Origin of the sequence: Streptococcus sp. zg-86, from assembly GCF_017639855.1 — a bacterium.
In the GTDB taxonomy this organism is placed as follows: Bacteria; Bacillota; Bacilli; order Lactobacillales; family Streptococcaceae; genus Streptococcus; species Streptococcus zhangguiae.
Window position 1 is genome coordinate 1217526 of record NZ_CP072115.1, and the last position, 23654, is coordinate 1241179.

Annotated in this window: 24 protein-coding genes; 7 read left to right on the plus strand and 17 right to left on the minus strand. The window is 42.0% G+C overall.

Annotation, left to right across the window (positions count from 1 at the left end; genetic code table 11):
* Positions 1 to 39 precede the first annotated feature (39 nt).
* The 11 genes from J5M87_RS05885 to pepV form a co-directional block, all read right to left on the minus strand.
* Positions 40 to 2304: a glycogen/starch/alpha-glucan phosphorylase gene (locus J5M87_RS05885; protein WP_154608064.1), complete on the minus strand. Its 2265-nt coding sequence runs from the start codon at positions 2302 to 2304 to the stop codon at positions 40 to 42.
* A 170-nt stretch (positions 2305 to 2474) separates the two neighbouring features.
* On the minus strand, positions 2475 to 3185 hold the full coding sequence (gene deoD / locus J5M87_RS05890; protein WP_154608065.1) for a purine-nucleoside phosphorylase: 711 nt from the start codon (positions 3183 to 3185) through the stop codon (positions 2475 to 2477).
* Between the two features lie 11 nt (positions 3186 to 3196).
* The gene (locus J5M87_RS05895) at positions 3197 to 4006 is read right to left on the minus strand and encodes a purine-nucleoside phosphorylase (protein ID WP_154608066.1); all 810 of its coding nucleotides are present in this window, start codon (positions 4004 to 4006) and stop codon (positions 3197 to 3199) included.
* Between the two features lie 17 nt (positions 4007 to 4023).
* Positions 4024 to 4584, minus strand: a complete 561-nt coding sequence (locus tag J5M87_RS05900; RefSeq protein WP_154608067.1) for a nucleotidyltransferase family protein — start codon at positions 4582 to 4584, stop codon at positions 4024 to 4026.
* Between the two features lie 9 nt (positions 4585 to 4593).
* On the minus strand, positions 4594 to 5124 hold the full coding sequence (locus J5M87_RS05905) for a ClbS/DfsB family four-helix bundle protein (protein ID WP_154608068.1): 531 nt from the start codon (positions 5122 to 5124) through the stop codon (positions 4594 to 4596).
* Position 5125: 1 nt separating this feature from the next.
* Positions 5126 to 6337, minus strand: a complete 1212-nt coding sequence (locus tag J5M87_RS05910; RefSeq protein WP_154608069.1) for a phosphopentomutase — start codon at positions 6335 to 6337, stop codon at positions 5126 to 5128.
* 86 nt (positions 6338 to 6423) lie between these two features.
* The gene (gene rpiA, locus J5M87_RS05915) at positions 6424 to 7098 is read right to left on the minus strand and encodes a ribose-5-phosphate isomerase RpiA (RefSeq protein WP_154608070.1); all 675 of its coding nucleotides are present in this window, start codon (positions 7096 to 7098) and stop codon (positions 6424 to 6426) included.
* Between the two features lie 131 nt (positions 7099 to 7229).
* Positions 7230 to 7808, minus strand: a complete 579-nt coding sequence (locus J5M87_RS05920) for a LemA family protein (protein WP_154608071.1) — start codon at positions 7806 to 7808, stop codon at positions 7230 to 7232.
* Positions 7809 to 7930: 122 nt separating this feature from the next.
* Entirely contained in the window at positions 7931 to 8722 is a 792-nt protein-coding gene (locus J5M87_RS09855; protein WP_154608072.1) for a TPM domain-containing protein, read from the minus strand.
* 37 nt (positions 8723 to 8759) lie between these two features.
* A complete protein-coding gene (locus J5M87_RS05930) occupies positions 8760 to 9344 on the minus strand; it encodes a uracil-DNA glycosylase family protein (RefSeq protein ID WP_154608073.1) in 585 nt (194 codons plus the stop codon).
* A 72-nt stretch (positions 9345 to 9416) separates the two neighbouring features.
* Complete coding sequence (pepV, locus tag J5M87_RS05935) at positions 9417 to 10814, minus strand: dipeptidase PepV (RefSeq protein ID WP_154608074.1); 1398 nt, start codon at positions 10812 to 10814, stop codon at positions 9417 to 9419.
* A 448-nt stretch (positions 10815 to 11262) separates the two neighbouring features.
* Here pepV and J5M87_RS05940 point away from each other — a divergent pair, with 448 nt between their 5' ends.
* From J5M87_RS05940 to tnpC, 4 genes are read left to right on the plus strand one after another with little or no spacing between them, the layout of a single operon-like run.
* Entirely contained in the window at positions 11263 to 11448 is a 186-nt protein-coding gene (locus J5M87_RS05940) for a hypothetical protein (protein ID WP_154608075.1), read from the plus strand.
* Complete coding sequence (gene tnpB / locus J5M87_RS05945) at positions 11429 to 11779, plus strand: IS66 family insertion sequence element accessory protein TnpB (protein WP_154632458.1); 351 nt, start codon at positions 11429 to 11431, stop codon at positions 11777 to 11779. The genes J5M87_RS05940 and tnpB overlap by 20 nt, the downstream gene beginning before the upstream one ends.
* Positions 11780 to 11828: 49 nt before the next feature.
* Positions 11829 to 12035, plus strand: a complete 207-nt coding sequence (locus J5M87_RS05950) for an IS66 family transposase (protein WP_154632457.1) — start codon at positions 11829 to 11831, stop codon at positions 12033 to 12035.
* Complete coding sequence (gene tnpC / locus J5M87_RS05955; protein WP_208769384.1) at positions 12007 to 13341, plus strand: IS66 family transposase; 1335 nt, start codon at positions 12007 to 12009, stop codon at positions 13339 to 13341. The genes J5M87_RS05950 and tnpC overlap by 29 nt, the downstream gene beginning before the upstream one ends.
* Positions 13342 to 13477: 136 nt before the next feature.
* Here the strand turns inward: tnpC and J5M87_RS05960 are convergent, their stop codons facing one another.
* The 4 genes from J5M87_RS05960 to cdaA form a co-directional block, all read right to left on the minus strand.
* A complete protein-coding gene (locus J5M87_RS05960; RefSeq protein ID WP_160463310.1) occupies positions 13478 to 15019 on the minus strand; it encodes an ABC-F family ATP-binding cassette domain-containing protein in 1542 nt (513 codons plus the stop codon).
* Between the two features lie 104 nt (positions 15020 to 15123).
* Positions 15124 to 16476 (minus strand): phosphoglucosamine mutase, encoded by a 1353-nt coding sequence (glmM, locus tag J5M87_RS05965; RefSeq protein WP_154609032.1) that lies wholly within the window; start codon positions 16474 to 16476, stop codon positions 15124 to 15126.
* Between the two features lie 18 nt (positions 16477 to 16494).
* On the minus strand, positions 16495 to 17211 hold the full coding sequence (locus tag J5M87_RS05970) for a CdaR family protein (RefSeq protein ID WP_154609031.1): 717 nt from the start codon (positions 17209 to 17211) through the stop codon (positions 16495 to 16497).
* Positions 17201 to 18055: a diadenylate cyclase CdaA gene (gene cdaA / locus J5M87_RS05975; RefSeq protein WP_154609030.1), complete on the minus strand. Its 855-nt coding sequence runs from the start codon at positions 18053 to 18055 to the stop codon at positions 17201 to 17203. The genes J5M87_RS05970 and cdaA overlap by 11 nt, the downstream gene beginning before the upstream one ends.
* A gap of 187 nt (positions 18056 to 18242) precedes the next feature.
* Here cdaA and murT point away from each other — a divergent pair, with 187 nt between their 5' ends.
* From murT to J5M87_RS05990, 3 genes are read left to right on the plus strand one after another with little or no spacing between them, the layout of a single operon-like run.
* Complete coding sequence (gene murT / locus J5M87_RS05980; protein WP_154609033.1) at positions 18243 to 19586, plus strand: lipid II isoglutaminyl synthase subunit MurT; 1344 nt, start codon at positions 18243 to 18245, stop codon at positions 19584 to 19586.
* A 1-nt stretch (position 19587) separates the two neighbouring features.
* Complete coding sequence (gene gatD / locus J5M87_RS05985) at positions 19588 to 20376, plus strand: lipid II isoglutaminyl synthase subunit GatD (RefSeq protein WP_154609029.1); 789 nt, start codon at positions 19588 to 19590, stop codon at positions 20374 to 20376.
* 9 nt (positions 20377 to 20385) lie between these two features.
* Positions 20386 to 20679 (plus strand): lipopolysaccharide assembly protein LapA domain-containing protein, encoded by a 294-nt coding sequence (locus tag J5M87_RS05990; RefSeq protein WP_154609028.1) that lies wholly within the window; start codon positions 20386 to 20388, stop codon positions 20677 to 20679.
* A gap of 363 nt (positions 20680 to 21042) precedes the next feature.
* Here J5M87_RS05990 and J5M87_RS05995 read toward each other — a convergent pair whose 3' ends face one another.
* Both J5M87_RS05995 and J5M87_RS06000 read right to left on the minus strand, forming a co-directional pair.
* The gene (locus J5M87_RS05995) at positions 21043 to 22053 is read right to left on the minus strand and encodes an ABC transporter permease subunit (RefSeq protein WP_244315561.1); all 1011 of its coding nucleotides are present in this window, start codon (positions 22051 to 22053) and stop codon (positions 21043 to 21045) included.
* Complete coding sequence (locus tag J5M87_RS06000; RefSeq protein ID WP_154609026.1) at positions 22046 to 23578, minus strand: sugar ABC transporter ATP-binding protein; 1533 nt, start codon at positions 23576 to 23578, stop codon at positions 22046 to 22048. The genes J5M87_RS05995 and J5M87_RS06000 overlap by 8 nt, the downstream gene beginning before the upstream one ends.
* Positions 23579 to 23654: the final 76 nt, after the last annotated feature.

Consider the following 23654-nt stretch of genomic DNA (forward strand, 5'->3'; position numbering starts at 1 on the left):
TGCGCTTGAGCGCAAGATAAAAAGGTCCACTGGACCTTTTTATTTCTCCAAATGCCAAATGTCTTCGTTGTACTGCTCAATCGTGCGGTCACTTGAGAAGAAACCAGCTTTGGCAATATTAACAATGACTTTTTCTAACCAAGCATCACGGTCTTCATAATCCGCAAGCATACGTTCCTTGGTTTCAATATACTCTTCTAAATCAAGGAGGGTCATAAAGTGGTCATTGTGTTTCAGATTGTCTTGCAATCTCCACAAGCGCTCATCAATTCCCCCTGCTTGGCGAATAACATCGCTGGTAATAAAATCTACTAAGGGACGAATAGCGTCTTTTTCATAGAAATGATGTGGGTTGTAAGTACCATTTGCGTAATAATCAATCACTGTCTGACTATCTTGACCAAAGATGTAGATATTATCATCGCCTACTAACTCATGAATTTCCACATTTGCACCGTCATCTGTACCAATTGTCAAGGCACCATTTAGCATAAATTTCATATTTCCTGTCCCAGACGCTTCTTTTGAAGCAAGGGAAATCTGCTCTGAAATATCTGCTGCTGGAATGATGAAACTTGCTTCTGTTACATTATAATTTTCAATCATCACTAATTGTAGGTGTGGGCTCACTTCAGGGTCATGCTGAATGACTTGTGATAAGACCAAAATCAAATGGATAATATCTTGCGCGATTGTGTAGGCTGGAGCCGCTTTTCCACCGAAGAATACGGTCAATGGACGAGCAGGAATATTCCCCGCCTTAATGTCCAAATACTTATGAATGACATATAAAACATTCATCTGTTGCCGTTTGTATTCATGCATCCGTTTAATTTGCACATCAAATATCGAATCCGGATTGACCTCAACCCCTTGTGTTTTGGCAATATGGCGTTGCAATTTCCGTTTATTGTGGTGTTTAATTTTTTCTAATTCTTGCTTGAAGGCTGCATCATCCTTATGAGCCAATAAATCTTCCAAGGCCTCTGCCCGACGGTGATAATCACGACCAATCAAGTCATCCAAATAGTGCGCTAAACGTGGGTTGGCATGCATGAGCCAACGGCGGAAGGTAATCCCATTGGTCTTATTGTTGAATTTATCAGGATACAAGTCATAAAAGGCTTTGAGCTCAGATGATTTTAAAATCTCCGTATGAAGTGCAGCCACTCCATTTATTGAGTATCCATAGTGAATATCCATATGCGCCATATGTACACGACCATGCTCATCAATGATATTAACCGCAGGATTGTTCTCTATTTCTTTTGCACGACGATCCAACTCTTCAATAAATGGTACCAAGTGTGGGACGACTTTATTCAGAAATTCAAGTGGCCATTTCTCTAAGGCTTCAGACAAAATGGTATGGTTGGTGTAGGCTGTCATACTCTTGACAATCTCCACAGCTTCATCAAAGGCAATGCCACGCAGTTCCAAAAGACGAATCAATTCAGGAATAACCAAGGAAGGGTGGGTGTCATTGATTTGAACCACCGCATAGTCTGCCAAGTCATGGATAGTTGATCCCTTAGCAACTGCCTCATCAATCAATAATTGTGCCGCATTTGACACCATGAAATACTGTTGGAAAATCCGCAAGATTTTACCTTGATCTGTTGAATCATCCGGATACAAGAAAAGAGTCAAATTACGGAAAATATCATCCATATCAAAGTCGATACCGTCATCAATGATATTGTCGTCAACAGATGCTAAATCAAAGAGGCGCAGACGATTTTTCTTTTCTGTCTTATAACCAGGCACATCAATGTCATAGAGTTTTGAAGTCAAGGTAAAATTCGCAAATGGTACTTGGTAGGAAATCGGAGATTCTGTCAACCAAGAACGTGGGGTAATCCATTCATTTGGCACAGCTGACTGCTGATGATACTGGAATAACTGACGGAACAAGCCAAAATGATAGTTCAAACCAACACCGTCACCACTCAAGCCAAGACTAGCAATGGAGTCAAGGAAGCAGGCTGCCAAACGACCCAAACCACCATTGCCCAAAGAAGGCTCCATTTCCATTTCTTCAATCGCAATCAAATCCTTACCAGCTTCTGCTAACTGGTGTTTTACTTCATCGTATAATCCTAAGTTAATCAGATTATTCGACAAGAGTTTTCCAATCAAAAACTCTGCTGAAATATAGTAAACTTTTTTCTTTTGGTCATTGGTGCATTTTGCTTCACTCCGTTGCTTTGTAAAAGCAAGAAGAGCATAATATAATTCCTGATCCGAACAATCTTCAATGCGCTTTGCATACATGGTTTGAACAAAATTTTGTAAATTGATCATTGCTTTTGTAAACTCCTACCGTTTTCATTTTTTATCGAAATAAATATGCAAGTTTTCCACTTTTTTTGGAAACGCTTTCTATTATATTATACTATATTTTTCAAAAAAAGGCAAGTCTTGAGCAAGAAAAAAATTTACACCCCTAGAGATGTAAATTTTGTCAAAATAACTTACTTAGAAATCAGTGTTTCAAGACCAACTTTCATCATATCTGTGAAGGTTGTTTGGCGTTCTTCCGCTGTCGTATCCTCATCTGGGTTGACCAAGCTATCTGAAATAGTCATAATGCCAAGAGCTTCTACACCATGCTGCGCAGCAAGGTAGTAAAGTGCTGCTGCTTCCATTTCAACAGCATGAACGCCCATGGTTCCCAATTTCACGTTTTTCTCAAAGAAGTTTGAATAGAAAACATCGGTCGACAAGACAGATCCCACATGCGTGGTCATGCCTAATTCTTTAGCGATATGATAGGCCTTGTCCAGCAGATTGAAACTAGCAATCTGTGGGAAGTCATACATAGGCCAATCGTTGCGAATCATATTTGAATTGGTCGCTGCTGCTTGTGCCAAGACCAATTCACGAACATGGACATCTGGATTGAGTGAACCTGCGGTCCCCACACGAATCAAGCGTTTCACACCGTAGTCCACAATCAACTCACGCGCATAGATAGAAATAGACGGCATTCCCATACCTGTTCCCATCACGCTCACACGCTCCCCTTTATAGGTTCCAGTATAGCCATACATGCCACGAATTTCGTTGAACAACACCGCATCTTCTAAGAAATTTTCTGCGATGAATTTTGCCCGCAAAGGGTCACCCGGTAATAAAATCTTGTCAGCAATCTCGCCAACTTTTGCTCCAATATGAATAGACATCTCTTCTCTCCTTATAGGCCTGCCAAGACTGCTTTGATTAAGCCTTTGAAATCTTCCTTAATGCGTGTAGTCACTTCGACGACTTCTTCATGGTTGAGTGAACTTTGGAACCCAGCTGCATAGTTAGTAATCGCTGAAATTCCTAAAACTTTCATCCCTGAATGCACGGCCACAATAACTTCTGGTACAGTTGACATACCGACCGCAGAAGCGCCCATGGTTTGGTAGGCACGGATTTCCGCTGGTGTTTCATAAGTTGGACCAGACACACCTAGATAGACACCTTCTTCTACCTGAACACCAATCTTCTCTGCAATTTCTTTTGCTTTGCCACGGTAATCCTTGCTGTAAGCATCTGACATATCTGGGAAACGTGGACCAAACTCATCCAAGTTTTCACCAATGAGCGGATTGGTCCCAATCATGTTGATATGATCATTGATCATCATAAGGGTTCCTGGGCCATAGCCAATACCACCTGCTGCGTTTGTCACGATGATACTATGGCAGCCAAGTGCCTTCATCACACGAACTGGGAAAGTAACGACTTCCATTGGATTTCCTTCATAGAAGTGGAAACGTCCTTGAAGAGCCAACACTTTCTTACCAGCTAAGTCTCCATAGACTAATTTACCAGCGTGACCGACAACAGTCGATTTACCCCAGTTTGGAATCTCTGCATAGTCGATGACAATCGCATTTTCTACTTCATCAGCCAATTCGCCCAAGCCAGACCCCAAAATCAAGCCAAATTCTGGCGCTATAAGACCTTTTGCTTCCAAAAAGTTCTTTGTTTCTTGAATTTTTTCCATTAATGACATCTTTTTTCTTTCTCCTATTAGTTTACAAAGCTACGTTTATATAGCCTATGACTTTCAATATTCGCTTCTGCATCCTTCTCATCCCAGATCTGCAATTCCCAAGGATAGTAGAAATTGCTCTGATTTTTAAAATAGATATGAATACCGACATAGCCGTCCCTATCTCTGATATACCAATTTTTCAGACTATAGGTTTCCTTCCAATAATCCAAGCGCTCTAAAATCTCCTGAATCTCCTCAGACTGAAGAATCACTCGTGCACCAAAAATATCATTTAAAATATTATTAACTGGATAGTGGCTATCTCTTTTTTTATAGGAATCAATCTTATACAAGATACTTTCTGCCGTCTTGACACGGTAATAATAATGGATATCTTTCACATCCGCACGATACAAATAATCATTGATAGATTCATGTAAATTAAGACGATAGGATAAGATATGCTCAGTCGGAACTCTCCTAAAGGTATGAGAAAGATTGACTTTTTCCACCTTTCCTGTTTCAAAATAATCTTTTGAATACAATTGATGAATGCGATTGATTTCAGCAATCAATCGTTCTATTTTTTCAATCATAGGACCACCTTATTGTGTTTCTGATAATATTGCATATTCTTTCTTCCACTTCCGAATCTTTGTTCGAAAGTTGGTAAAAGGTGCAACGGTATTAATATGAATCCATTTCCAAACAGACCACTTGCTAGGCGTTGAACTTGCCCATTTGCGCTGATGCGGCTGAAACAACTCCTCATCTATATAGCTGTTTACTTGCTCTAAGATAGCGCCCACCTCTTTTTCAAACTGCATCATCAACTCTTGTAAAGAATAGTCTCCATACTCTCTATAAAATTGCTGATAGAGTCCGCCAAGCTGATTCCACTTAAAGTCTCTATGCGGTGTGATCACGTCAAGTCCTACCTGTTCATCCTTTTCCCAGCCTTGCAACAGTTTCAACCAACCTAATTGATAGGCAAGCATCTGGGCTGGACTGCGATCCACTCCGTCTAGCAGCAAATCCTTGTCCTGCTCAGAAATCACCGAAAATTCTCCAATAAAGAGGTCGGCTTTCTGCTTTATTTCTGCTAACAAGGCTACCTTGGATTCATATTCTTTCATCTTATACCAATTTATCTAGGAAACTTTCCCCAATTTGGCTCTTTTCAACACCAAAGTTATCTGCAATCGTTGCTGAGATATCCGCAAAGTGCCCAACTGGAATACGGCCTGCACCTGTGAGCGATTTTCCAAAGATAAGCAATGGTACATACTCACGGGTGTGGTCTGTTCCGACATAAGTTGGGTCATTTCCGTGGTCAGCCGTAATCATGAGGAGGTCATCTTCACGAAGGTTTTCAATAATTTCTGGCAAGCGGGCATCAAATTCTTCCAAGCAATCGCGGTAACCTTCTGTATCCCTACGATGACCATAGACCGCATCAAAGTCCACTAAGTTGGTAAAGGACAGACCTTCTGTAAAGTCCTCATTTTGCAAGACCTTGACAAAGGTATCCACACCGTGGTTGTTAGACTTATTATGACCCATATCGTGGGAAATTCCTGCACTATTGAAAATGTCGTTGATTTTTCCAACACCGTAGGTATCAATACCTGCTGCTTTCAAGTTGTCAAGCACGGTTGGAGCAAATGGAGAAACAGCATAGTCATGACGATTGGCAGTCCGTGTGAAATTGCCCTGTGTTCCCACATAGGGACGCGCGATAATCCGTCCTAATAAAGAAGGGCGCTCAAGTGTAATCGAACGTGCGTATTCACAGATTTTATAAAGTTCTTCTAGTGGAATAATGTCCTCGTGAGCGGCGATTTGAAGAACAGGGTCGGCAGATGTGTAGACAATCAACTCACCTGTTTCCATTTGGCGTGGGCCAAAATCATCAATAACTGCTGTTCCAGAATACGGTTTGTTGGCCTCACGAATGATTTTTCGTCCTGAAAATGCCTCAATCTTTTGAAGCAAATCTTCTGGAAAACCATCCCAGAAGGTATCAAATGGATCAGTGATATTGAGACCCATAATTTCCCAGTGACCGGTCATAGTATCCTTTCCACGTGATACCTCTTCTAATTTTGTCACATAACCTGTTGGATTTTCTTCAGCAGCAACAGTTTTAAGCGGTGTGTCACGCTCGATATTTCCAAGACCAATCTTTGCCATATTTGGGACGTTCAAACCTGCAGTTTCTGAGATATGACCTAAAGTATCTGACGTCGTATCTGGCTCACCTGCATTAAAAAATTGATCTGCATCGGGCGCCGCACCGATTCCTACTGAATCCAATACCACAACGTGCATGCGTTTAAATTTTGCCATTTCTTTCTCCTTTAAATGAATGATTATTTCTATTATAACACAAAAACGCTTTCCTAGTCATATCTAGGTAAAGCGTTTGGATTGTCCTAGTGCTTTTGGAGAAAACGTGGCCCGTCTGGATAGCCTACGATAACTTTTGAAACCAACTGGATAAAGAGACCATGCTCTACGACACCGACTGTATGATCCAATTCCTTGGCCAAGGCTTCAGCATCCTGAATCTCTTTTAAGTCTAAGTCAATGATGTAGTTTTTCATATCGGTCACGAGTTTTTCTCCGTCTTTCATACGGAAACTTGGGCGATAGCCTTTTTCTTCAAATTTCCGAAAGAGATTTTCAGCGCCATACTGAACCACTTCTACTGGTAATTTAAAGGCTCCTAAAGTTTCAACAACTTTTGACTCATCCACAATCCAAATGCAATCCTTGCTATTGACGGCGACAATTTTTTCCATTAAAAGAGCAGCGCCACCGCCTTTAATTCCATTAAAAGCAGCATCCACTTCATCAGCGCCATCAACTGTGATGTCTACATAGGCTACCTCATCAATGGATTTTAAAGGAATTCCTAAAGAAGCAGCATGCTCAGACGTAGAACTGGACGTCGTTACACCAACAATGGACAATCCTTCTTCCTGAACACGGCGCCCTAACTCCTGTACAAAATAATAAGCAGTGGACCCTGTTCCCAGACCTACAATCATTCCATCTGTCACGAATTCAGCAGCTTTTATCCCCACCTGCTCTTTCAAACTTAGCATCTACCGACTCCTTTTAAAACGTTTTCTATTACAGTATATCACTTTACTATCCGTATTGGAAATGAAAATTGCATTTTGACAGGGCAAAAAAAGCACCTCAATTATCACTTAGATAGAGGTGCTGGCTTGTCTTATTTATCCCCAAGATTGACACTTGGTACCGTTGTTGCGGCATCCGATGTCGCTTGGAATAAATCTACTTTCTCATAACCAAAGATTCCTGCGTAGATACTTGTTGGGAAGCGTTTGATTTTCTTATTGTAGGCTGTCGCAATGGTATTGAAATCCTTACGGGCAACCAAGAGACGATTTTCTGTTCCTTCAAGCTCTGTAATCAAGTCAGAGACTTGTTGGTTGGAATTTAATTGCGGATAATTTTCGGTGAGGACGAGGAGGCGAGAAACCGCTGAATCGAGTTGGCTTTGCCCTTCCTTGTACTCGGCAGAACCTTGCTTGCTAGAGCCGATTTTAGCACGCGCGTCAGCAATAGCAGTAAAGACTTCTGTCTCATGCTCCATTGCTCCTTTTACAGAAGAAACAACGTTTGGAATCAAATCATACCGCCGTTGCAACTGTGTATCGACATTGGACTGGGCATTTTCAACCTCAGCATAACTATCTACTAAACCATTGTATTGACCAATGGCTCCCATAGCGATAAAGACAATCGCTAATACTGGAATGACAATATAGAGTAATTTTTTGTTCATTATTTTTCCTTTCTTTTTACAGTCTTTTCGTTTTCATTTACCATTCAGTCGCAAGTCGCAGGCATAGGGTAGGGTAGGCAAGACTTATTAACGACATAATAGAGAAAAACGAAAGGACGATACTACCAACCAGATGAGGCACCGCCTCCGCCACCTCCGCCGCCAGACCAGCCACCTCCGCCGAATCCTGACGATCCTGATGAATGAGAACGACTATTTGAGCTACCAGATGTACCATTTAATAACATCCATAGAAGTAAATCTCCACCGCCTCCGCGGCCACCACGACCTCCTCTACCACCGCCCTTTAAGATAATCACCATCACAATCACAACGATTAAGAAAGGAAGAAGCGCAAAGATAGACTCATCATCACCATGTTCTTCTTCAAACTCATTCATACGTGCCTGAGCTCGATCTGTTCCATAAAAGGCATCGCCAATAGCATCCACAATATAATGGACACCACCGTTGTAATCCCCTTCTCGGAAAAAACTACGCGCGTCCTCTAAGATGCGCCGCGCTTCGACATCTGTCAACACAGTTGCAGCATTATCTGAGGTCTCTATCCGAAACTTGCGATCTTCTAGGGCAATAACCAGCAAGATGCCATTATTGGTACCTGAAAACCCGACCTGCCATTTGCGAAACACTTCATTCGCTAAGGATTCGATATCTCCTGAAAGGGAATCTGTCATATAGACCCCGACCTGAAGTTGCTCGGTCGTTGATTTCCAAGCACGATTCTCACTATCAATGGCTTGAATGGTGTCACTTGATAGGGAATGGGTCTCATCTAGCACCGTTGATTCTAGCGGTCTATCAGGGACTTGGGCATATACGGAGGGAGTAAGCAACAGGAACATCAGAGGGATTAGGAACAATCCGACAATCCAACGTACACCTTTCTTCATAGGATCACCTCCTTTGTATTATTATAGCATATTTCCCCTATTTATTTAAGATTTGTGCTACGTTTTCCTGTAATCTTGGAATGAGTTCTGTTTGAAACCAAGGGTTTTTCGCCTGCCAGATATTGTTGCGGGGAGAGGGATGTACGAGCGGTAGATACTGCGGTAGATAGTCTTCATAGGCTTTGACTGTTTCGGTCAATGTGCGTTTTCGTCTGTCTCTCAAGTAATATTCTTGCGCATATTGACCAATCAAGAGTGTCAACTCAAGCTGGGGCATCATCGCAAACAGCTCTGAGTGCCATTTTTCTGCGAACCCCTTTCTCGGTGGCAAATCGCCTGATTTCCCCTTTCCTGGATAGTAAAAATCCATGGGTAGAATCGCAATCTGTCCTGACTGGTAAAACCTCTCCTCGTCCACACCTAGCCAGGCACGCAAGCGCTCCCCACTCGGATCTGCAAATAACCGACTACGCTCTTGCGCCTTCAAGCCTGGCGCTTGACCAACAATCACAATTCTTGCCCTACTGTCTACCTGAAACAAGGGCTGAATACCTTTTTCTGTATAGACTTGGTTATCCGAATCTGCCATGATTGCTACACGTATTTCTTCTAAGTCTAGCATGCAAACACCTCCTTTGTAAAAAGGGGCTGGACTTTCTGCCCAACCTCTCTTTTACATTTCTTTTGTGATGACTTATTTGACCAATTCATAGATTGCTTCTGCGTAAATAGCAGCTGCACGCATAAGGTCTTCGACATCCGCAAATTCATTAGCTTGGTGCATGGTATCTGTATAATCAGGGAACATAGCGCCGTAAGCCACACCACGTTTCAAGAGACGGCCAAAGGTTCCACCACCGATGACTTGTTCATGACCACGCAAACCTGTTTGGCGTTCGTAGACATCCAGCAAGGTCGCAACCAATGGATCTTCCATTGGGACATAGTGCGGAGTATGACCGTGTTCTGATAGGGTTACATCTACTACTGCCAACTCCTTCAAGACAGCTTGAATCTCTTCTGGACTTGTGCCTTTTGGATAACGGAAGTTGAGCGCAATGGTATTATCAGCAACTGTCTCATCAAAACGGAAAACACCTGCATTCATAGACAGTGCCCCCATTTTCTCATCTGTATGTGCTACTCCAAGCGCTTCACCCTTGTGGTCTTCAAATAAGATTTGTCCTGCAACTGCAAGGTAATCCTTAGCTGGTCCTGCAAAATCAAACTGGTTCAAGAAGCGAGCAAGATAAGTTGCCCCATTAACGCCAGATTGTGGAGACGCTCCGTGAGCTGATTTTCCAATAATGGTCACTTTGTACTTGTCATCTTCTTCAGCAAGTTCAAATGCGACCTTGTATTCTGTCGCAAAAGCTGCTAACTTGCCTGCTAGGTCTGGCAGAGCACCTGATACGAGGGCTGTTGCAGACTCTGGCACCATATTTTCACGCAAGCCGCCTGTAAATGTGTGCAGGCGTGCTGCTCCGCTATTTTCTCCAGCGAAATGAAGATACTCGGTAATATTTCCTTTTTCACCATTGATAATCGGAAACTCAGCGTCTGGTGAGAAACCAAAATCAGGTTCTTTGACACCACTATGCTCAAAGTAATAATCCATATCTGCCCAGCCAGATTCTTCATCTGTTCCCACGACAAAGCGAACTTTCTTGGAAATTGGCAAGCCCAATTCCTTAATGATTTTAAGACCATAGTAGCAAGCCATAGTTGGTCCCTTATCATCGCTTGAACCACGTGCATAAAGTTTACCGTCTTTAATGGTCGGCGTATAAGGATCTGTATTCCAGCCGCTTCCGGCAGGCACTACATCCATGTGAGCAAAGATACCAAGGACTTCATCACCGTCACCGTACTCAAAATGCCCGGCATAGTTGTCTACGTTCTTAGTTGGATAGCCGTCACGCTCTGCAATCTCTAAAAATTTGTGGAGAGCTTTAACAGGGCCAGGTCCAAATGGATGCTCGGCATCTGCTAGGCTATCATCCCGCTCAGAGTTGATTGCAAGCAAACTAAACAAATCAGCTAGTAAATCCTCGCGGCGTTTTTCCACTTCTGCTTTAAAATCAATCGACATTCTATTCTCCTTTTCAAGTATGAAGTGATACTATTTTATCACAAAATGAAAGAGATTTCATAGATTTGACAAGAAAAAGACCAACAAGACACCTTTTCACCAAATGTTAAGAAAACTCTAAAGAAAAAAGCAGACTTGAAGTGCAGGAAAGCAGTTTTCAACAAATAATGCAAGGCTTAGAACACAGCAAACAATTTTTCACCAAAAAATGGCAAACTTAAAGCACAGGGGACAATTTTTCATAAAAAAATGGCAGACTTGAAACTCAGGGAACTATTTTTCATAAAAAAATGGCAGACTTGAAAACTAGGGAGCGATTTTTTGTGAAGGAAAGCAGAATTTGACATTCAGAAAAGAAAAAATGTAAGCGCTCCATAACGAGGTATCTAGTAATCCTCTCACTCCTCCAGTATACTGTTAGTAGAAAACAGAATTGGAGGCTATTGTGATGTCACAACCTATTGTTCCTTTGGAAACGCCCCAATCTCGTCGTTTTGATAAGAAAAACAAAAACGAGATGGTGCTGAAAATGCGTATTGGAAGAGTTGAACTAAGCTTGTTCCAATCTCTTCATCAAGAAACACTGGAAACTATTTTAGATAAGGTATTGCTCTATGGCGATTCATCTCAGTGATCTAGGCAAGGTCTATCTTGTCTGCGGGAAAACGGATATGAGACAAGGTATTGACTCGCTCGCTTATCTTATTAAACGTCAATTTGAATTAGATCCCTTTTCTGGTCAAGTTTTTCTCTTCTGTGGTGGCCGCAAAGATCGTTTCAAGGCCCTTTATTGGGATGGTCAAGGATTTTGGCTACTCTATAAGCGTTTCGAGAACGGGAAACTGACCTGGCCGAGTAATGAAAACGAGGTCAAAGCCCTGACACCTGAACAAGTAGACTGGCTGATGAAGGGATTTTCGATAAGCCCTAAAATAAACCCTACAAACAGTCGTGATTTCTATTGAAATCATGGCTTTCTTTTCGGTATAATAAAGAAAACTGGAGGGTGAGACTATGGAAGAGTTATTAGCCATTATTAAACAACAAGCAGCTGTTAACCAACAACTCACAAATGAACTTGCTCTCCTTCGTGAACAAGTAGCTTATCTGACACAAAAGCTCTATGGCAAGTCATCAGAAAAGGTTGTGTATCAACCTGGTCAGCTAAGTCTCTTCGAAGAAGAACCACTTCCTGAAGAAGACGCTAACTTGCCCAGGTGACACAGAAACGATTACCTATAAACGTAAGAAAACCAAGGGAATTCGTCAGGCTATTTTTAGTCAATTCACTCCAGAGATGGTTCATCATGAACTAAAAGGCGAAGACTGCACTTGTCCAGACTGTCACGGTCAGTTGAAAGAGATTGGTTCAACCGTCCAACGTCAAGAATTAATCTTTATTCCTGCGCAATTGAAGCGGATTGATCATGTCCAACATGCTTACAAATGTCAGGCGTGTAGCGAGAAGAATCTCAGTGATAAGATTGTCAAAGCTCCCGTCCCTAAAGCCCCTTTAGCACATAGCTTTGGGTCAGCCTCCATCATCGCTCATACGATTCATCAGAAATTCAATCTCAAGGTACCGAACTACCGCCAAGAAGAGGATTGGAATAAACTTGGCTTGCCTATCACACGGAAAGAAATCGCTAATTGGCACATCAAGTCTAGTCAGTATTATTTCGAGCCGATTTATGATCTTCTGCACGAGAAATTACTAGAACAGCCCATTCTCCATGCGGATGAGACTTCTTATAAGGTCTTGGAAAATGATAGCCAGTTGACCTTTTACTGGACCTTCTTGTCTGGGAAGCATGAAGAACAGGGAATCACTCTTTATCATCACGATAAAGGGCGGAGTGGCTTGGTTGTGAAGGAGTTTCTTGGAGATTACACAGGCTATGTACATTGTGATATGTGGTCGGCATATAGGCAGTTAGACAAAGCTCAGCTAGTTGGTTGTTGGGCTCATGTCAGAAGAAAGTTCTTCGAGGCGACGCCTAAGAAGGCAGACAAGACCTCTTTAGGAGCTAAGGGATTAAGGTATTGCGACCGCTTATTTGCTTTGGAGAATGACTGGGTTGACCTCTCTACTGAAGAGCGACTACATAAACGCCAGGCAGAGTTAGCTCCCTTGATGGATGAGTTCTTCGACTGGTGTCGTGAGCAGGCTGTTTTATCAGGTTCTAAATTGGGCATGGCCTTAGAGTATAGCCTCAAATACGAAACCACCTTCCGAACGATTCTCTCGGACGGCAATCTAGTCTTGTCCAACAACATAGCAGAGAGGGCTATGAAGACCTTGGTTATGGGGCGTAAGAACTGGCTTTTTTCTCAGAGCTTTGACGGCGCTAAGGCGACAGCCATCATCATGAGCTTACTAGAAACAGCTAAGCGTCATGATCTCAACACTGAGAAATACATGACTTATCTTCTAGAACATCTTCCTAGTGAGGAAAGCCTCGCAAATAAGAACGTTCTAGAGGCTTATTTACCGTGGGCGGAAAGTATTCAAAACAACTGTAAATAGAAAACATTCCAGAGTCCGTCCAGACTTTGGAATGTTTTTCAATATACCTCGTTATGGAGCGCTTACGAAAAAATCACTGAGAATAACAGGAAAAAAGACCATTGATGGCCTTTTTTACTCTGCTATAAATAGAAAATTACATCTCATTAAAATCCCAGACATCATCCACCCATCCTTGGTAGAAATCAGGCTCGTGGCAGACCATGAGAATGGAGCCTTTATAGGCCTGCAGGGCACGCTTTAATTCATCCTTGGCATCAACATCCAAGTGGTTGGTCGGCTCATCCAAAATCAAGACATTGTTTTCACGATTCATCAAAAGACAGAAACGTACCTTGGCCTGCTCTCCTCCTGATAAGACCTGAATCTGGCTTTCAATGTGCTTGGATGTCAGACCGCAACGAGCCAAGGCTGCACGGATTTCTGCCTGATTGAGGGCAGGAAAGGCGTCCCAGACTGCTTCGAGTGGCGTTTGACGGTTACCACTGGCTGCCTCTTGTTCAAAGTAACCAATTTCTAGATACTCCCCCTGCTCAACCTGACCACCTAAGGACGGAATCAAGCCTAATAAACTTTTTAGCAAGGTAGATTTTCCTATCCCATTCGCTCCGATAATGGCAATTTTCTTATTGCGTTCAAAGGTCAGATTGAGTGGTTTGCGATTAAGAATACGGTCATAGCCAATTTCCAAATCTTTGGTCTGAAAGATAAAGCGACTCGGAGTTCGTGCCATTTTAAAATCAAAGGACGGTTTTGGTTTCTCAGCCTGTAGCTCAATAATCTCCATTTTATCAAGTTTTTTCTGGCGAGACATGGCCATATTACGAGTAGCAACACGGGCCTTATTACGGTTGACAAAGTCCTGAAGATCGGCAATTTCTTTTTGCTGACGCTCATAAGCTGCTTCTAACTGGGCACGCTTCATGGCATGTACCTCTTGGAACTGGTAATAGTCACCTGAGTAGCGCGTTAATTGCTGGTTTTCCACATGATAGACAATGTTAATTACATCATTCAGGAAAGGAATATCATGGGAAATCAGAACAAAGGCATTTTCATAATTTTGCAAATAGCGTTTGAGCCAGTCAATATGCTCCGCATCCAAATAGTTAGTCGGCTCATCAAGCAGTAGAATATCCGGTTTTTCAAGTAAGAGCTTGGCAAGCAAAATTTTGGTCCTTTGCCCACCAGATAACTCAGTAACATCGCTATCCATCCCAAAATCCATGACTCCTAAAGCACGAGCCACTTCATCAATCTTGGCATCCAAGGTATAAAAATCACGACTTTCCAAGCGATCTTGTAATTCCCCAACTTCTTCCATCAGGGCATCTATGTCAGCATTTTCGTCTGCCATAGATAGGTAAATCTCATTGATGCGCTCTTCTGTCTTAAACAATTCATCAAAAGCGGTTCGCAACACATCACGCACAGATTGCCCTTTTTCGAGTTTAGCATGCTGGTCCAGATACCCTGCTGTAACATAGCGTGACCACTCAACTTTTCCCTCGTCTGGATGCAATTGACCTGTCACGATTGACATGAAGGTTGATTTGCCTTCTCCATTTGCTCCTACGAGTCCGATATGCTCGCCTTTTAAAAGGCGAAAGGAGACATTTTCAAAAATGGCACGATCCCCAAAGCCATGACTTAAATTTTTTACTTCTAAAATACTCACGTTTTCTCCTCTTTTATCATCCCTATATCAAAGGAAGTTTGAGACAGTGATTGGGTCCCAAACTTCCCTTTATGTTATTGTTCCATCACAAGCTGAAAATTGCTTTAATCAATACCAATCTCTGCTCTTACCACATCAGCAATCGTGTCGACATAGTAATCCACTTCTGCATCGGTCGGCGCTTCTGCCATAACCCGCAAGAGCGGTTCTGTGCCACTTGGACGGACAAGAATCCGACCATTACCAGCCATTTCATGCTCCATTTTTTCAATAATTGCAGCAATTGCTTCAACTTCCATCGCCTGATCTTTCATGCTATTTTCAACACGAATATTGACTAATTTTTGTGGATAGATGGTGACTTCACTAGCCAATTCAGACAGGGTTTTCCCAGTTTCTTTCATGATTTTGGTCAATTGAACAGCTGTCAACTGGCCATCTCCTGTCGTATTATAATCCATAAGGATAACGTGACCAGACTGCTCACCACCGACATTATAGCCTGATTTGCGCATTTCTTCGACCACATAGCGGTCACCGACAGCCGTTACAGCTTTAGCAATCCCTTCTCGGTCCAAAGCCTTGTGGAAGCCAAGGTTTGACATGACTGTGGTTACAATAGTCTGTTGTGCCAACAATCCACGGTCAGCCAAGTATTTACCGATGATATACATAATGCGATCGCCATCAACCAACTCACCTTTTTCATCAACTGCAATCAAGCGGTCGCTATCTCCGTCAAAGGCCAGACCAATCTGGCTACCTGTTTCTTTGACGAGTTCCTGTAAGGCTTCAGGGTGAGTCGAGCCGACACCGTCGTTGATATTTAGGCCATCTGGTTTTTCTGCCATAACAGCTAATTGCGCACTCAAATCTGCAAAGACCTGACGAGCAGAGGTACTGGCTGCACCATTTGCTGTATCAAGAGCGACCTTCATTCCCTCTAAATCAAATCCAGTAGAAACAAGAAATTCCTGGTATTTTCTAAGACCTTCTGGATAATCGACCACATCTCCTAAACCTTGAGCAGACGGACGAGGTAGAATATCTTCCTCCGCATCAAGGAGTGCTTCAATTTCTGCTTCTAAGGCATCATCTAACTTAAAGCCATCACCTGCAAAGAATTTTATTCCGTTATCTTGGGCAGGATTGTGACTCGCTGAAATCATGACCCCAGCACTTGCTTTTTCAGTCCGCACCAAATAAGCCACGCCTGGAGTTGCAATCACACCTAGCTTGTAGACATGAATCCCAGCAGACAAAAGACCTGCTACTAGGGCTGATTCCAACATTTGTCCTGAGATGCGCGTATCACGCCCAACGAACACCCGTGGTGTTTCTGTTTCATGTTGACTGAGGACATAGCCACCAAAACGGCCTAATTTAAAGGCTAATTCTGGGGTCAATTCAATATTTGCTTCTCCACGAACACCGTCTGTTCCAAAATATTTTCCCATTTTTATCTTTTCTCTTTCTTATTTTGTTTTTGTAATAACTGCTTGCAAGGTAGCACCGTCTTGCGATAAGACAACTGGTAAGACATTTCCTTGATTATCGACCGCTTGTAAGGTAGCTGTCCCACTATAATTCTCATCCAGATTACTAGCATCTGGCACAACTGCTTCGACATGGTCGATATGAGACATGGTATCCTCATCCGTTGTGACTTTCACCGATGACACATTGACCGTCACTTTTCCTAGACTGTACCCTTCAGCCAGTTGATTATTGGTAATAACACCTTGAACACTGTAGCTCTTGCTCACTTTTTTTCCGATTTTAACCGTTACAGTATTGGGGGCTAGTTTTGCCTTGACTCCTGTCGGTAAATTAGAGGCTACTAGTTCAATGGCATGCGTTCCACTGGCCAATCCATTCAAATCGGTTACCACTGAAAAGGTACGTGTCGATTCATCTGATTCTCGTTGTAAAATGACACGATTTGAAGCTGTCAATGAGACTGTCACCGTTGGTGAAAAACCAGAGATGAAATAATTTTCATTGTCATATCTCATTTCAATTGGCACATTGGTAATCGTATGAGTATAGGTTTCTGACTCAGTGACCTTCTTGGTTGTATTGGCAGTTGTAATTGAATTTTTATAATTGGTCGTTGTTGCATAAAAGAAGAGCACTAGCGCAATCAAAACAGAAAGAAACAAATGTCCAACTTTTTTAAGTTTATCGTGCATTTTTTCTACCTCCGAGTCGCTCTAACCAGCTTTTCTTTTTCACGTTCTCAGGCACAAAAATGGTTCGCAATTCATGCTCAAATTCGTCCAAGCTCAAGCCGTGCTTAAAGGAGCCATTATAGGCCACAGAAATACTTCCTGTTTCTTCAGAAACAATAAAGACAAAGGCATCTGACACTTCTGCTAGACCAATCGCTGCCCTGTGCCTAGTGCCAAATTCTTTTGAAATTCCCGCACTCTCAGTCAATGGTAAATAGGCACACGAAACGGCTATTTTATTTTCTTGAATAATTACTGCCCCATCATGAAGCGGTGTATTTGGAATGAAAATATTGATGAGCAATTCACTCGAGATATCCGCATCAAGAGAAATTCCTGTTGAACAATACTCACGCAAGGTTTGCGCCCGCTCCACAGCAACCAAAGCTCCAATTTTCCGAGGAGCCAAATAGGCTGTCGCTTTCACAAATGCCTGTATCAAGGCTTCTTCTGAACTCAATTCTACACGAGCAAATAACTGGGTTGTGCGCCCAAGTTTCTCTAGACTAGCACGAATCTCTGGAGCAAAAATCACTACGCCAGCGATAACCCCATAGGTAATGACTTGATTCATCAACCAGGAAATGGTTTGCAGTCCTAGCAAGGTTGCCAAAATTTGGAAGAATAAAAAGAGAAAAACCCCGCGAACTAAGGTCATAATTTTGGTGCCTGCTAAGGCCTTACTAAAACGATAGATGAGATAACTAACAATCGTAATATCGACTAGGTGTATCAGAACCGTCCAAGGACTAGCTGACAAACTGGACCAATAGTTGACATCCAATAGTTGACTAAAATTAAGCATCCGCTTCACAAACTTTCTAATTCTTACTGTCCCTATTATACCATACTTGAAGTAAATTTTCTTAAAAGAATTTCAAAATGCCTTGCTCTTCACATGATAGAAGCTTATTTTTCTCGTCATTGATTTTCCAAACCGGATAGTCTCCTTTCTAGAAATAGAGAGTATTTTATGTTAAAATAAGCCTATGATGAAACTAAATACAGCCTTAGGGCTTCTTGCAGGAAAAACATCTCAAGCGATTCTTAGTAAGCTAGGTCGCGGGACCACTCTGCCAGGAAAAATTGCCCTTCAATTTGATAAACACATTTTAGATAGCCTTGCAAAAGACTATGAAATCGTCGTCATTACAGGGACCAATGGAAAAACACTGACAACAGCATTGACGGTTGGTATTTTAGAAGAGGCCTTTGGAGCCGTAACAACCAATACCAGCGGCGCCAATATGTTGACTGGGATTACCGCTACTTTCTTGTCTGCTAAGAAAAATAAAAATGGAAAGAAAATTGCGGTACTTGAAATTGACGAAGCTAGTCTAGCTAAGGTGACCGAATTTATTCAGCCAAGTTTGATTGTCTTTACCAATATCTTCCGCGATCAGATGGACCGCTACGGTGAGATTTATACAACCTATCAGATGATTGTTGACGGAGCTGCTAAGGCACCTTCTGCTACTATCCTTGCAAATGGAGATAGTCCACTCTTTCATTCGACCAAGTTGGTCAATCCAGTAAAATACTATGGATTTGCAACAGACGAACACGAGCCACAACTCGCTCATTACAACACCGAGGGAATCCTCTGTCCGCATTGCCACCATATTTTGCAGTATAAGATGAATACCTATGCCAATCTTGGTAGCTACATTTGCCTATCTTGTAGCTTTTCTCGTCCTGACTTGGACTACAAGCTCACCGACTTAAAAGAAATTACGCATGTATCTTCTACCTTCGTCATTGACGGACAAGAATACAAGATTAACATCGGAGGCCTCTATAATATTTACAATGCCCTTGCAGCAGTCAGTGTAGCAGAATTTCTAGGTGTAACTCCTGATATTATCAAGGCTGGTTTTGATAAAAGTAAGGCGGTCTTTGGTCGTCAAGAAACCTTCCGCTTAGGAGATAAAGAGTGCACTCTCGTCTTGATTAAAAATCCAGTCGGTGCAACACAGGCTCTTGAAATGATTCAACTAGCACCTTACGAATTTAACTTAGCTGTCCTACTCAATGCTAATTACGCAGACGGTATTGATACCAGTTGGATTTGGGATGCAGATTTTGAACGAATAATGGATATGTCCATTCCTCGTATCGTCACAGGAGGAGCTCGAGCATCTGAAATTGCACGAAGATTACGGGTAACAGGCTATCCAGCAGAGGCGATTGAACAGCAAGAAGCAATTGCAGATGTTCTGTCTGCTATTGAAAGCAACCCTACCCAGCATACCTACATTCTTGCCACCTATACTGCTATGTTAGAACTGCGCGATATTCTTGCGCAACGGCAAATCGTTGGAAAGGAGATGAAATAATATGGTGTATACATCACTTTTAAGCCCAGTTAATGACTATCCCTATCAGCTCAACATTGCTCATCTCTACGGCGATTTGATGAATACTTACGGAGATAATGGAAATATCCTTATGCTCAAGTATGTTGCTGAAAAATTAGGGGCGGGTGTTCAAGTAGACATCGTATCGTTAGAAGATCAGTTTGACAAGGATTTTTATGATATTGCCTTTTTCGGTGGAGGACAAGACTATGAGCAGTCTATCCTTGCAAAAGATTTGCCAACTAAAAAAGATACACTCGCTGAATTCATTGAAAATGATGGTGTGGTTCTTGCCATCTGTGGTGGCTTCCAATTACTTGGACAATACTATATTGAAGCAGGTGGTCGCAAAATTGATGGGCTAGGCATTCTCAATCACTATACGCTCAACCAAGTCAATAACCGCTTCATTGGAGATATCAAGATTCATAATGAAGAGTTTAATGAGACCTACTATGGTTTTGAAAATCACCAAGGACGAACATTTTTAGCCGACAACCAAAAACCACTTGGCCAAACGATTTATGGGAATGGAAATAACAACGAAGACGGCGGTGAAGGCATGCACTACAAAAATACTTTTGGAAGCTACTTCCACGGTCCAATCCTCTCACGCAATGCCAACCTCGCTTACCGCCTCGTAACCACTGCCCTCCGCAATAAATACGGTCAGGACATGGAACTTCCGTCTTATGATGACATTCTAGCTCTTGAAAAACCTGAAGAATATGGCGATGTCAAAAGTAAGGCACGTTTTGAAGAAGAATAGGAGATTCTCATGAAAACAAAGCTACACTACATTATCGTCCTACTACTAATCCTCCTCATTGCAGGCCTGTCTCTTGCCAATATGGCAACGGTCAAGGTTAGCTATCTCTTTGGTTCTTTCCAATTACCTCTTATCATTTTGATTCTGATTTCAGTCCTACTTGGTGCCATTATCGCTAGTCTTCTTGGCATGGGAAAACACTTCTCCATCAAAGGTGAGCTAAAACAAGCCAAGAAAGAATTGGAAGCTCAAAAACAAGCACTAAAAGAACAAGCTAAGCAAGAAGGACAAACAATAGAATAAGACCACGATATAGTGAATTGAATAAAAATTAGGACATCGTTATACTCTATAAAAATCAAAATCTGACTAGGCAACGAAATCGGAACTGAAGTTCAGCAAGGTAAGTTAACGACGTCAGACTTTGATTTTTGACGAGTATAAGTCGCTTTGCTTCAATAGTCCAGTAGACTGTTGAAGGTTGGAAATAGGGATTATGGAGTAATCCTCAATTAACGCCAGTTCTATCTGCAGCTTCTTGCCTCGACCCATTCCTTTCTCAATCCACGATAAAATCCCCCTATCTTGACTGATAGAGGGATTTATTTTTGCTTGAAAGAACGATAGCTTTTGTACTTCTAGCTATACCTTATCTCCTACTCGTATTTATTTTTTCACCATGGTCTTACGAATATCAAGCGCTACTGCTACAACAATGACAATACCTTGGATTACATTGGTCATATCTGGGGTCACTCCCAAATAGGTGAGGCAGACTTTCAATAACTCAAAGACAAAGACCCCTAAGAGAATTCCTGGAACGGTACCTTGTCCCCCAGCGGTTGAAACGCCACCAATGGTCGCTGAGGCAATAGCATCTAGTTCGTATCCCATACCAGCTCCAGCGCCGGCAGAACCTGTCTTGGCAGAGAGTAAGAAACCTGCCAAACCATAGAGCAAGCCAGCTAGAAGGAAGATTTTTATTTTAGAAAATCCAACATTGACACCAGACACTTCTGCTGCATGTTCATTCCCACCAATAGCATACATGTATTTCCCATAACGAGTTTTATTGTAGAGTACCCACATGGCTAAGCCGATAATCGCCGCAACAATGGTAATATATGGAAGAAATCCAAATAACTTTCCTTGACCAAAGGCAACAAATTCATCCTTGAACGTTCCAATTGGCTTACTTTTTGAGTAAATCAAAACAAAACCGTAAATCATAATCTGCGTTCCTAAAGTCGCCAGAAATGGGGGAACATTTAAAAAGGATACAATCGCTCCATTTAACAATCCCAAGGTAGCGCCGACAAGCAAGGCTATCAATAAGGGAACAACAATGGGTAAGTCAGGTAGATTTGGGAAAAATTTATCCACAAAATCAGGACGCTGCACAAGTGTAGCCGTAATAATGGCGGTCAAACCAACAATCCGACCGGCAGATAGGTCTGTTCCTCTAATAATCAAACAGCCTGATACTCCAAGCGCAATGATAAAACGAACGGAGGTATTGGCCATGATATTGGCTGCATTTCCCACCGTAAAGAAATTATCCTGCGTCAATCCTGTATATAAAATCATGACAGCAACAACGATATACATGGAATTCTTTGTCAAAAAATCTCCCAGACTAAACGGTTTTGCTGTTTTTGGACTATCTACTTTAAACACTTTCCATTCCTCCTTCATGAGCTCCCATAAATTTTGTAGCAAGGGTCATGACAGACTCTTGGGTCGCTACTTCCCGGTCTAAAAATCCAGCAACTCGGCCTTCACACATAACCATGATTCGATCTGAAACACCCAGTAATTCAGACATTTCTGAGGTAATCATGATAATAGATTTTCCTTCTGCTGCTAAATCATTGATAATCTGATAAATTTCATATTTTGCACCGACATCAATCCCACGCGTTGGTTCATCTAAAATCAAAATATCTGGATTGTTGGCAAGCCATCTTGCCAATATGACCTTCTGTTGGTTTCCTCCTGATAGACTCTCAATCCTTGTCTTATTATCAGGCGTTTTCACACGCAAGCGCTCCACATTTTCGTCAACGACATGGTTCATTTTCTTTTCATCCAAGAGCCCCATTCGACCGACATACTCTTTCAGAGCTGCCACAGAGGCATTATCTGTAATCGACAAAACACCAAAAATACCATTGTATCTCCGATCTTCAGTAACGAGCGCAATACGATTTTTAATCGCATCAGCAGGGCGTCTGATGCTTACTTCTTGTCCCTTGATGAGAATTTTCCCCTGCTGTAAGACCCGCATACCATAGAGGGCTTCCATTAGCTCCGTCCGCTGTGCGCCAACTAAGCCACCAATTCCTAGCACTTCCCCTTTTCGGAGCGTAAAACTCGCATGTTTAAAAGACAGAGGATTTGGCGAGGTGAGATCTTGTAATTCGAGAACGATTTCTTCTGAAATTTGATTGGTTTTTTCTGGAAAAAGACTGGTCAACTCCCGACCAACCATGGCCTGAATAATCTTTGCAGTCGTCATTTCTTTGGCAGGCCAAGTCCCGACATACTGCCCATCTCGCATGACCGTAATATCATCAGATATCCGTAAAATTTCATCCATTTTATGAGAAATATAGATAATGCCAATATTTTTTGATTTTAATTTTTCAATAATTTCAAAGAGTTTCTCTACTTCCGATGTTGTTAGGGATGAAGTCGGCTCATCCATAATTACAACCTTGGCATTGTGCGAAATGGCCTTTGCAATCTCGACAGACTGCATTTGCGATACCGTCAAATCGTTCAATAAGGTATTTGGATTCAGATAGAGTCCAACCTCATCTAATAAGATTCTAGTTTCTTCATTCATCTTGGCATGATTCACTAAATTGAATTTTCCAAGGGGATAATTTCCTAGAAAGACATTCTCAGCAATCGTCATCATTCGAATTGGTTGCAATTCTTGATGAATCATGGAAATACCTGCATCAATCGACTCTTTTGAATCCTTAAAATCAACCTCCTCACCATTAAAGAGAATGGAGCCTCCATCTCGATGGTAGATACCAAATAGACATTTCATCAGGGTTGACTTACCTGCACCGTTTTCTCCCATGAGGGCATGCACGGTCCCAGGTCTTAACCGAAAGGTAACATCATCTAATGCTTTTACGCCAGGAAATGTCTTGGTGATATGCTGCATCTCCAAAATATACTCACTCATTTTCCATTTGACCTACTTTCTTTTTCAGCATTAAAAAATCTGTCCCACAATCCTTTCACCGTGGTGTCTTAGTCCG